This is a genomic window from Rhodococcus sp. CX, from assembly GCF_015865005.1.
Classification (GTDB): Bacteria; Actinomycetota; Actinomycetes; order Mycobacteriales; family Mycobacteriaceae; genus Rhodococcus.
The window spans coordinates 7,641-18,418 of the sequence record NZ_JADZGH010000008.1 but is presented as its reverse complement, the minus strand read 5'-3'; the positions used below and the strand labels follow the sequence as shown (position 1 = coordinate 18,418).

The window sequence follows — 10,778 nt, the reverse complement described above, 5'->3', positions numbered from 1 at the left end:
CCCGGCGCGCGAGTACCTCGCCCGGGTCCTCGAACCGCTCGACGACACGCCGGAGCTCATCGAGACGCTCGAGACGCACATCGCCCACGACCTGAGCCGCCAGCTCACCGCCCGCACGCTCCACGTGCACGCCAACACCGTCGACTACCGGCTCAAGCGCATCGCGCAGTTGACCGGGTACGACCCGACCCGGCCGTCCGGGTTGCGGCAGTTGCAGGCCGCGATCGTGGCTCGGCGGTTGGAGGGTGTCGTGCCGGAACACGCCGGGGGTCTCACGATGCTGTAACGATTGCATCTCATGACCGATAAGGTGTGACCGGCGTCATATGGGGGTAATACCCGGAGGTCGGCCGGATCATCGGTCAGGGGAGGAGTCGTATGGCGGTGCCGCCCGGCGAGCGGAAGCGTCGCCCGACACGGAGGGCCGCCGCGTACCTGCTGGTCGTCGCACTGTTTGTCGGACTGGGCGCCGGTGTGGCGGGAGCGGTCCGGGCCTGGCGGGACCGGTGCGAAGTCGTCGACGAATACACCCTCGCGGTGGCGCCCGGAATCGAGGACGCGGTCGAAGAGGTACTCGCCCGTGCCGACACCGGATGTACACGCTTCACCGTCTCGGTCGCCGAACCCGGTGACGTTGCGGGCCTGCTCGGAACCGGGGAGGGCGCACCCGACCTGTGGATTACGGATTCGGGCTGGTGGGCCACCCGCGCGTCGGCGATGGCGTCGGGTCCGGTGCAGACCGTCCTCACGCCGATCGCGACGACGCCGGCGGTCCTGGTCGGACGGCCCGGGCAGGTCCCCGAGGTGGCCACCTGGCGGGCCGCCCTCGCCCTGAAGGACCTGCGTCCGGGCAATCCGCTGCGCACGGGTGTAGCCGCGGCGCCGATCCGGGCGGCGCTCGCCGAAACCGAGAACGATCCGGTCGCGATCGGCACCGTGCGCACCGCGATGGCACCCCTCGCGCAGCGCGAGAACGCCCGGCCGGACGAGCCACCGACCGGTGGGGTCCTGCTCGACCTGATCGCGTCGGAGGGCGGGGTCGGTGTCGCCACCGAACAGCAGTTCCACCGGTACAACACCGACGGCGGTGACGCACTCGGGGGCGCGGTGCTCGAAGCGAAGGTGCCCGACAACGGCAGCATTCTGCTCGACTACTCGCTGGTGGTGACGGCGCCGGGCCCGGAGCGGCACCGCGACGCGACCGAGGCGGGACGGATGCTGGCGGACATCTTCTCGACGCAGTGGGCGCGGGACGTCTTCGTCGCCCACGGGTTCCGCGATCCCGCCGGGCGGGCCCTGCCCGAGGGAGCCGGGGTCGGTGAGATCACCGCGATGACCCTGCACGACGAGAGCATCGCTCAGGAAGCGCTGCAGGCGTGGGCGGTACTGGCCCTGCCGATCCGCACGCTCGTCGCCGTCGACGTCTCTGCGTCGATGAACACGCCGGTCGGCGGCGCCACGCGCCTGCAACTCACCGAGCAGGCTGCCCGCTCCGCCACGGCGATGTTCTCGGGCAGCGTGCAGGCCGGCCTGTGGGTGTTCGCCGACGATCTCGGCGGGGACGGGCAGGGCCACCGCGAACTGCTGCCCATCCGGCGGCTCGACACCATGGTGGACGGGCACCTGCAGCGGGATCTGATGAACACGCTCAGCACCACTGTGGCGGCCGAGGCGGCGGCAGCGGCGGGCGATCGCGCGGCCCTCTACGACACGACACTCGCAGCGTTCCGGCAGATGCAGGCCACCTACGACCCGCGCGCGATCAACAGCGTCATCGTCCTGACCGACGGTGGGGACGACGAATCGGGCGGCATCGGCCGGGAGGATCTGGTCGCGACCCTCGAGCGCGAGCAGAATCCGGCCCGGCCGGTCGTGATCGTCACGGTCGGCATCACGGACGACGCCGATGCGGATGCGCTCGCGGCGATCGCCCACGCCACCGGCGGAACGAGCTACATCGCGCAGGACCCTGCCGACATCTCGGCGATCTTCGTCAGCGCCCTCGTGGACCGCACCCGCTAGCGAGGTTCGATCGGCCGGCTACTGCGCCTGCCGGGTCGGGTGCTGCCGGGTGCGGCGCTGCCACACGAAGCCGATCCCGGCGATCACCAGGAACAGCACGAGCGTCGACAGCAACTGGATGCGGGCGGCGTCGTCGAACAGCATCAGCACGATGAACGCGCCGAGCATCGCCAGGGTGAACCAGCTCAGGTAGGGGAACGCCCACATGCGGACCGTGAGGACGCCTTCGCGCTCGAATCGCGGACGCAGGCGCAACTGCGCGACGACGACGAAGATCCAGATCGCCAGCAGCGCCGAGCCGACCGCATTGAGCAGGATCCCGAGCAGGGTGTCGGGCAGCAGCCAGTTCAGCAGCACGCTGACGAACCCGAAGAACACCGACAGCAGCACCGCGTTGCGCGGCACCCCGGTGTGCGAGAGCTTGCTCAGGGCGGCGGGACCGTCGCCGCCGCGGGAGAGGGCGAACGCCATCCGGGACGTTCCGTAGACGTTCGCGTTGAAGGCCGACAGGAGCGCCACCACGACGACCAGTTCCATGAATCCGGAGACGTACGGGATGCCTGCGACGTCGAGCACGGACACGAACGGCGAATCGTCGGTGCTGCCCGCGACGGTCCACGGCAGCACCAGCACCATGATCGCGATGGACCCCAGGTAGAACATGCTGATGCGCCAGACGACGGTGCGCACCGCGGTCGCGATGGCTCGTTCCGGGTCCCGGGATTCGGCGGCCGCGATGGTGACGATCTCGATGCCGCCGAATGCGAACGCGACCGCGAGCAGACCCGCGGCGATACCCGCGATGCCGTTCGGCGCGAAGCCGTCGCCGTCACCGAACAGATGCGTCGTCCCGACCGGTTCGGTCCCGGGCAACAGGCCGAACACCAGCAGCACACCGATGACGAGGAACGCGACGATCACCGCGACCTTCAGTGCGGCGAACCAGAATTCGAATTCCCCGAAGTTCGCGACCTTCGCGAGGTTGACGACCGCGAAGAACGTGACGAACACCAGCGCGATCACCCACTGCGGCACCGCGGGGATCCACGAGTTGACAATGCTCGAGGCGCCGGTGATCTCGACGCCGAGCACCATGATCAGCATGAACCAGTAGAGCCAGCCCATCGTGAAGCCGGCCCACTCGCCGATGCCGATGCGCGCGTAGTGGGAGAACGAACCGCTGGCGGGCAGCGCGGCACCCATCTCACCGAGCATCCGCATCACGAAGATGATCATGATGCCCGCGAGAATGTACGAGACGATGACCGCGGGTCCGGCGGCGGCGATGCCGACGCCGGACCCCAGGAACAGGCCCGCGCCGATGGCGGAACCGAGTCCCATCATCGTCAGGTGCCGGACCTTCAGGCCGGTGCCCAGATCCTCGATCTCGGTGTGGGGTCGTCCGGCTTCGGTCACTGCTCTGCTCTGTTCGGGTGTAGCTCTGTTCGGATGCGCGCCGGGCTCAGTCGTTGGCGTGCAGGGCGGCGTTCAGTTCGACGCCGGTGCCCTTGTTGGGGACGACCTCGACGGCCCCGCTGACCGAGTTGCGGCGCAGCAGCAGGTTCGACGCGCCGCTGAGTTCCTTGGCCTTGACGACGGTTCCGTCCGGTCCGGTGACCTTGGTGCCCGCGGTGATGTACAGGCCGGCTTCGACTATGCAGTCGTCGCCGAGCGAGATGCCGACACCGGCGTTGGCGCCGAGCAGGCAGCGCTTGCCGATCGAGATGACTTCCTTGCCGCCGCCGGAGAGGGTGCCCATGATGGACGCGCCGCCACCGATGTCGGAGCCGTCGTCGACGACCACGCCACCGGAGATGCGACCCTCGACCATCGAGCTGCCGAGCGTGCCGGCGTTGAAGTTCACGAAGCCCTCGTGCATGACGGTGGTGCCCGACGCGAGGTGCGCGCCCAGCCGGACGCGGTCGGCGTCGGCGATGCGCACACCCGACGGCACGACGTAGTCGACCATGCGCGGGAACTTGTCGACCCCGAAGACGGTGACGTGACCGCGGATGCGCAGGCGCGAACGAACGGTTTCGAAGTTCTCGACGGCGCACGGGCCGAAGTTGGTCCACACGACGTTGGCGAGCAGACCGAAGATGCCATCCAGGTTCTGGCCGTGCGGCTTCACCAGGCGGTGCGAAAGAAGGTGCAGGCGCAGGTACACGTCGTGCGCGTCGACGGGAGCCTGGGACAGGTCGGCGATCGTCGTGCGCACCACGACCTGGGAGACCTCGCGGGCCTCGTCGGTGCCGGCGAGCAGCGCCAGGTCCGACGGGATGTCGGTGCCCTCGAGCCGCTGCGTGCCCGTCTCGCCGTATTCGCCCAGCGTGGGGGCCGGGTACCAGGTGTCGAGGACGGTGCCGTCCGCCGCGATGTTCGCGATGCCTACTGCCGATGCTCCGAGTGCACTCACGGTCGAGAAGATTACGCGAGGGCATTGCCCGGCTGCGCCTGCCCTGTGAAAAACCCGCGTTCCGTATCGTGCACCTATGCCCGTACCACGCCTGGACCTGCACGCCGATCCCGTCGAGTTGACCGCTGCGCTGGTGGACATTCCCAGCGTGTCGCACGACGAGGCCGTGATCGCCGATGCGGTCGAGACCGCGCTGCGCGAACAGACCTCCGGCTTCGAGATCGTGCGCTGCGGCAATGCCGTGCTCGCCCGCACGAATCGGGGTCTGGGCAGCCGGGTGATGCTCGCCGGGCACCTGGACACGGTGCCTATCGCCGACAACGTCCCGTCCCGCCGCGACGGCGATCTGCTGTGGGGATGCGGCACCGTCGACATGAAGTCGGGCGACGCGGTGTTCCTGCACCTGGCGGCGACGGTCGCGGACCCCGCGCACGACCTGACCCTCGTGTTCTACGACTGCGAGGAGATCGCCGCCGAGTTCAACGGTCTCGGCCGGATCGAGAAGGAACTGCCGGACTGGCTGGCCGCGGACGTCGCGATCCTCGGCGAGCCGACGGCCGGACAGATCGAGGCGGGCTGCCAGGGCACGCTGCGGGCGCGGCTGTCCACGTCCGGGGTTCGGGCGCACTCGGCCCGGTCGTGGTTGGGGGACAACGCGATCCACCGTCTCGCCCCGGTGCTCGAGCGGCTGTCGCGGTACGAGGCGCGGTCGGTGGACATCGACGGCTGCGTGTACCGGGAAGGGCTGTCGGCCGTGCGTATCACCGGTGGTGTCGCCGGCAACGTGGTGCCCGACGCCGCCGACGTCGACGTCAACTTCCGGTTCGCGCCTGACCGCACCGTCGACCAGGCCGTCGCCCACGTGCGGGAGGTCTTCGACGGACTCGACATCACCTTCGAACTCACCGACGCCTCGCCCGGTGCTCTCCCGGGCCTGTCGGATCCGGCGGCGGCCGGTTCCGCGCCAAGTACGGCTGGACCGACGTCTCGCGGTTCGCCGCGCTGGGCATCCCCGCCGTGAACTACGGGCCGGGCGATCCGAATCTCGCGCACAAACGTGACGAGCACGTCCCGGTCGGGCAGATCACCGAAGTGGCCGCGGTGCTGCGCGACTACCTCTCCCGATAGCGTGAACCCCATGTCAGACACCGAATCCGGCCGGCGCAAGTCCCGCGCCAAGATCGTTCAGCGCGGTCCCGTGCAGTTGCGCGGCGACCGCGCGGTCGAGACGACGACGATGGACCAGCGTCTGCTGGACCGTCGCGGACCCACGGACTGGGTGCACACCGATCCGTGGCGGGTCCTTCGCATCCAGAGCGAGTTCATCGAGGGCTTCGGCGCGCTCGCCGAGGTCCCGCGTGCGGTCGCGGTGTTCGGTTCCGCACGCACCCCGGAGGACGATCCCGAGTACGCGCTCGGGCGCAAACTCGGTGCGGCACTGGTCGAGGCGGGATACGCGGTGGTCACCGGTGGCGGGCCGGGTGCGATGGAGGCCGCGAACCGCGGCGCGAGCGAATCCGGTGGGTTCTCCATCGGACTCGGCATCGAGCTGCCGTTCGAGCAGGCCCTCAACGAATGGGTCGATCTGGGCCTGAACTTCCGGTACTTCTTCGCCCGCAAGACGATGTTCGTCAAGTACTCGCAGGCGTTCATCTGTCTGCCCGGCGGATTCGGGACGCTCGACGAGCTGTTCGAGGCCGTGACCCTTGTGCAGACCCACAAGATCACCCGGTTCCCGATCGTGCTGCTCGGCACCGAGTACTGGTCGGGACTGCTCGATTGGATCCGCACCGTCATGGTGCGCGCCGGCAAGATCTCGCCCGGCGATCTGGAACTGCTGTCGGTCACCGACAGCGTCGAGGAGGCGGTCCGCATCATCGTCGAGGCCCACCGTGGGGAAGAGGCGGACACGCTGTACGAGGAGAACACGTCGTGGTGAACGGAGCGCCGGTACCGGGCGCGGTGAACGGGCAGCCGATCGCGTTGTCGGTGTGCGTGTACTGCGCGTCCGGGCCGGTCGACGGGTCGTATCTGGAGCTGGCCGCGGCGGTGGGGACCGAGATCGGCCGGCGAGGCTGGCAGCTCGTGTCCGGTGGCGGCAACGTGTCGATGATGGGCGCGGTCGCCGAGGCGGCCCGCGCCGCCGGCGCGCACACCGTGGGCGTGATCCCGAAAGCGCTGGTCCATCGCGAGGTCGCCGACGTCGACGCCGACGAGCTGATCGTCACCGAGACCATGCGCGAACGCAAACAGGTGATGGAGGATCGGGCGCACGCGTTCATCGCGTTGCCCGGCGGTATCGGCACCCTCGAGGAACTGTTCGAGACGTGGACGGCCGGGTACCTGGGCATGCACGACAAGCCGGTGGTGCTGCTCGACCCGGTCGGGCACTACACCGGGCTGCTCGAGTGGCTCCGCTCGATGGTCGGCACGGGATTCGTCGCGCAGCGAGCACTGGACGGACTCCAGGTCACCGCGGAGGTCGCGGACGCCCTGGATCGCTGTGCGATCGGTGTTGTGAGCTAGCGCACCCCGAACCCTCGCCAGCGTGCTTACCCTCGAGTAGGTTAGTGGTCGACGCTGTTCTTCGACGCTGTTCTTCGACGCTGTGTGCAGACCTTCCGAGAGGATGCCAGTGACCACCGAGCACAAATCGACCGTTTCCCTGTTGGGCCTTGCCGGTCAGCTTCCGGCGATGCTGCCGGACCTGCCCAGCCTGCTGCGCGGTGCGCTGGGTATGACCCGCCGTCCCGACGCCCGGGAATCGATCGGTCTGGTCTTCCAGCGTGTCGCCGAGCGCCGGCCGGACCGCCCGTTCCTGCGATTCGAAGGCGACTCGATCAGCTACGGGGATGCCAACGCCCAGGTCAACCGCTACGCGAGCGTCCTGGCGCAGCGTGGGGTACAGACCGGTGACGTCGTCGGGATCCTCATGAAGAACCGGCCCGAGGCGCTGCTGATCACCCTCGCCGCCGTCAAACTCGGTGCCGCCGCGGGCATGCTCAACCACAACCAGCGCGGCGACGTCCTCGCGCACAGCCTCGGTCTGATCGACAGCCGCATCCTGATCGTCGGCGAGGAATGCGAGGACGCCCTGGCGTCGATCGATCCGGCAGCCCTCGGCACGTCCCCGCTGCGGGTCGGGGAACTCGACGCACTGGCCGCCGACGCCGACTCCGCGAACCCCGCGGTCACCGAGCGGCTGCACGCCCGTCACACCGCGTACTACATCTTCACGTCCGGCACGACCGGCCTGCCCAAGGCCAGCCGGATGACCCACTTCCGCTGGCTGAAGTCGATGTCCGGGCTCGGCAGCCTCGGCGTCCGGTTGCGCCGCGACGACACCCTGTACTGCTGTCTGCCGCTGTACCACAACAACGCCCTGACGGTCGCGCTGTCGTCGGTGCTGGCTTCCGGCGCGACCCTCGCGCTCGGCCGCAAGTTCTCGGCGTCGGGATTCTGGGCGGACGCGAAGCGCAACGGCGCGACCGCCTTCATCTACATCGGCGAGATCTGCCGCTACCTGCTCAACCAGCCGCCGCGCCCCGACGACCACGACAACGGCATCCGGCTCGTCGTCGGCAACGGGCTGCGCCCCGAACTGTGGACCGAGTTCACCGAGCGGTTCGGCATCGACCGGGTCGCCGAGTTCTACGGCGCCAGCGAATGCAACATCGCCTTCATCAACGCCCTCAACCAGACGCACACCGCCGGGGTGTGCCCCCTGCCGTACGCGGTCGTCGAATACGACCAGGACACCGGCAAGGCCCGCCGCGGCGCGGACGGCCGACTGCGCCGCGTCCGCACAGGCGAGGTGGGCCTGCTGCTGGCCAAGGTCACCGACCGGGCGCCGTTCGACGGCTACACCGACCCCGAGGCCACCGAAGCGAAGCTGGTGCGCAACGGATTCGCCGACGGCGACACCTGGTTCGACACCGGCGACCTCGTGCGCAGCCAGGGTTACATGCACGTCGCGTTCGTCGACCGGCTCGGCGACACCTTCCGGTGGAAGGGTGAGAACGTCGCGACCACCGAGGTCGAAGGCGCGCTCTCCGCGCACGACGCGATCTCCGAGGCCGTGGTCTACGGCGTCGAGGTCCCGGGCGCCGACGGCCGCGCCGGCATGGCCGCCGTGACGTTGCATCCGGACGCCGAGCTCGACGGCGTGCGGCTCGCCCGGGACCTGTTCGCGTCGCTGCCGCCGTACGCGGTGCCGCTCTTCGTGCGGATCGTCGACGAACTCGAACACACCAGCACGTTCAAGAGCCGCAAGGTGGAGCTGCGCGACGAGGGATTCTCGAAGACCGGCGACGACCCGCTGTACGTCCTCGAGGGCCGGTCCGGTGGCTACCGGCCCGCCTACGACGGGTACGTCGAGGCCGTTGCGCGAGGAGAGCTGCCTTCGACGCGCTGACACCGGACGCGGCTCCGGAGACCGCCGGTCCCCGCCGCGGCGCCCGGTCCTCGGCTCCGCGTGTTCGGGGTGCGTGTCAGGATGGGCTCATGATCGGCCCTGCCACCTCCGGCGACCACCCGAGTCGCTGCGCTGACCCCGTGCCCGAGGGCGCCCGTCCGGCCTCCGGCGCCCCGGCGCAGGCACCGGGTGGTCCGCTGCCGACGCTGTGCGGACGACCCGTCGCGACCGACCGGGCGCTGGTGATGGCCATCGTCAACCGGACCCCCGACTCGTTCTACGACCGTGGCGCCACGTTCACCGACGAGGCGGCCCTGGCCGCGGTCGACCGTGCCGTCGCCGAGGGCGCCGACCTCATCGACATCGGCGGGGTCAAGGCGGGACCGGGTGAGGTGGTCGACAACGCCGAGGAGACCCGGCGCGTGGTGCCGTTCGTCGCCGCGATACGGGCGCGCTACCCCGAGGTGATCATCAGCGTCGACACGTGGCGCTCGGACGTGGCGCGCCGCGCGGTCGCCGAGGGCGCGGACCTGATCAACGACACCTGGGCGGGAGCCGATCCGGACCTGGTCTCGGTCGCCGCCGAACTCGGTGCCGGCATCGTCTGCTCGCACACCGGCGGCGCGGTGCCGCGCACCCGCCCGCACCGGGTGCGCTATGCCGACATCGTCGGGCAGGTGACCGCCGAGGTGGTGGCCGCGGCCGAGAACGCCGCCCGGGCCGGGGTCGCGGCGGACTCGATCCTCATCGACCCGACCCACGATTTCGGAAAAAACACCTATCACGGGCTCGAGTTGTTGCGTCGGGTGGACGTTCTCGTAAATACCGGGTGGCCGGTGCTGATGGCGCTGAGCAACAAGGACTTCGTCGGGGAGACTCTGGGAGTGGAACTCGCCGACCGGTTGGAGGGCACATTGGCAGCGACAGCACTGGCCGCCGCGGCAGGCGCGCGAATGTTCCGGGTTCACGAGGTCGCAGCGACCCGCCGGGTCGTCGACATGGTCGCTGCCATCGCGGGCACCCGCCCGCCCGCACGCACGACCCGGGGGCTGGCATGAGCGCCCCGGTCCGCGTCGGAACGGACGCCCCGGCCCGAGGATGGGGCGAGACGAACAGCTGGGACCAACCGAGCTGGACGGTCGCCGAACTCGAGCGCGCCAAGGCCGGACGCACCGTCTCGGTGGTGCTGCCGGCGTTGAACGAGGAGAAGACCGTCGGAGCCGTCGTGGACACGATCCACCCGCTCCTCGGCGGCCTCGTCGACGAACTGATCGTGCTGGATTCCGGATCGACCGACGCCACCGCCGAACGCGCACGCGCCGCCGGTGCGCAGGTCCTGACCCGTGAGGAGGCGGTGCCGGGCATCGACCCGGTGCCCGGCAAGGGCGAGGTGCTGTGGCGCTCGCTCGCCGCCACCACCGGCGACCTGATCGTGTTCGTCGACTCCGATCTGATCAAGCCGGACCCGGCGTTCGTGCCGAAACTGCTCGGCCCGCTGCTGCTCGGCGACGGCGTGCACCTGGTCAAGGGCTACTACCGGCGCCCGCTGCGGGTGAGCGGCACCGAGGACGCGAACGGCGGCGGTCGCGTGACCGAGCTGGTGGCGCGTCCGCTGCTGGCGGCGTTGCGTCCCGAACTCACGTGCGTGCTGCAGCCGCTCGGCGGCGAGTACGCGGGGACCCGCGAACTGCTGACCGCGGTGCCGTTCGCGCCCAGTTACGGTGTCGAGATCGGTTTGCTCCTGGACACCTACGATCGGCTCGGGCTCGGCGCCATCGCGCAGGTCAACCTCGGTGTCCGTAAGCACCGGAACCGGCCGCTGGCGGATCTCGGGCTCATGAGCCGGCAGATCATCGGCACGATGCTGCGTCGCTGCGGCATCCCCGACTCCGGGGCGCCGCTGACCCAGTTCCTCGTCGACGGGGA

At 69.8% G+C, this 10,778-nt stretch carries 9 protein-coding genes and 1 pseudogene; 8 read left to right on the top strand and 2 right to left on the bottom strand.

Annotated elements, in window-relative coordinates; translation table 11 throughout:
* Together I0Q12_RS31615 and I0Q12_RS00590 are read left to right on the top strand one after the other, a co-directional pair.
* The coding region (locus I0Q12_RS31615; RefSeq protein WP_231609763.1) for a CdaR family transcriptional regulator at window positions 1-286 on the top strand (286 nt) is incomplete at its 5' end.
* A gap of 92 nt (window positions 287-378) precedes the next feature.
* Window positions 379-2,022, top strand: a complete 1,644-nt coding sequence (locus I0Q12_RS00590; RefSeq protein ID WP_197250106.1) for a VWA domain-containing protein — start codon at window positions 379-381, stop codon at window positions 2,020-2,022.
* A gap of 18 nt (window positions 2,023-2,040) precedes the next feature.
* On the opposite strand, the gene I0Q12_RS00585 is transcribed toward I0Q12_RS00590, so the two are convergent.
* The gene (locus I0Q12_RS00585; protein WP_374068489.1) at window positions 2,041-3,366 is read right to left on the bottom strand and encodes an amino acid permease; all 1,326 of its coding nucleotides are present in this window, start codon (window positions 3,364-3,366) and stop codon (window positions 2,041-2,043) included.
* A 118-nt stretch (window positions 3,367-3,484) separates the two neighbouring features.
* Window positions 3,485-4,438, bottom strand: coding sequence for a 2,3,4,5-tetrahydropyridine-2,6-dicarboxylate N-succinyltransferase (gene dapD / locus I0Q12_RS00580; protein WP_197250104.1), 954 nt, complete (start codon window positions 4,436-4,438; stop codon window positions 3,485-3,487).
* 76 nt (window positions 4,439-4,514) lie between these two features.
* Here dapD and dapE point away from each other — a divergent pair.
* The 6 genes and pseudogenes from dapE to I0Q12_RS00550 form a co-directional block, all read left to right on the top strand.
* A pseudogene (gene dapE, locus I0Q12_RS00575) lies at window positions 4,515-5,566 on the top strand (succinyl-diaminopimelate desuccinylase).
* A 10-nt stretch (window positions 5,567-5,576) separates the two neighbouring features.
* Window positions 5,577-6,377 (top strand): TIGR00730 family Rossman fold protein, encoded by an 801-nt coding sequence (locus I0Q12_RS00570; protein ID WP_197250103.1) that lies wholly within the window; start codon window positions 5,577-5,579, stop codon window positions 6,375-6,377.
* The gene (locus I0Q12_RS00565; RefSeq protein WP_374068486.1) at window positions 6,371-6,964 is read left to right on the top strand and encodes a TIGR00730 family Rossman fold protein; all 594 of its coding nucleotides are present in this window, start codon (window positions 6,371-6,373) and stop codon (window positions 6,962-6,964) included. The genes I0Q12_RS00570 and I0Q12_RS00565 overlap by 7 nt, the downstream gene beginning before the upstream one ends.
* Window positions 6,965-7,073: 109 nt before the next feature.
* Complete coding sequence (locus I0Q12_RS00560) at window positions 7,074-8,852, top strand: long-chain-acyl-CoA synthetase (protein WP_374068485.1); 1,779 nt, start codon at window positions 7,074-7,076, stop codon at window positions 8,850-8,852.
* 89 nt (window positions 8,853-8,941) lie between these two features.
* On the top strand, window positions 8,942-9,910 hold the full coding sequence (folP, locus tag I0Q12_RS00555) for a dihydropteroate synthase (RefSeq protein WP_231609762.1): 969 nt from the start codon (window positions 8,942-8,944) through the stop codon (window positions 9,908-9,910).
* Window positions 9,907-10,778: glucosyl-3-phosphoglycerate synthase (locus tag I0Q12_RS00550; RefSeq protein WP_197250101.1), on the top strand; the 872-nt coding region annotated here is incomplete at its 3' end. The genes folP and I0Q12_RS00550, both read left to right, overlap by 4 nt.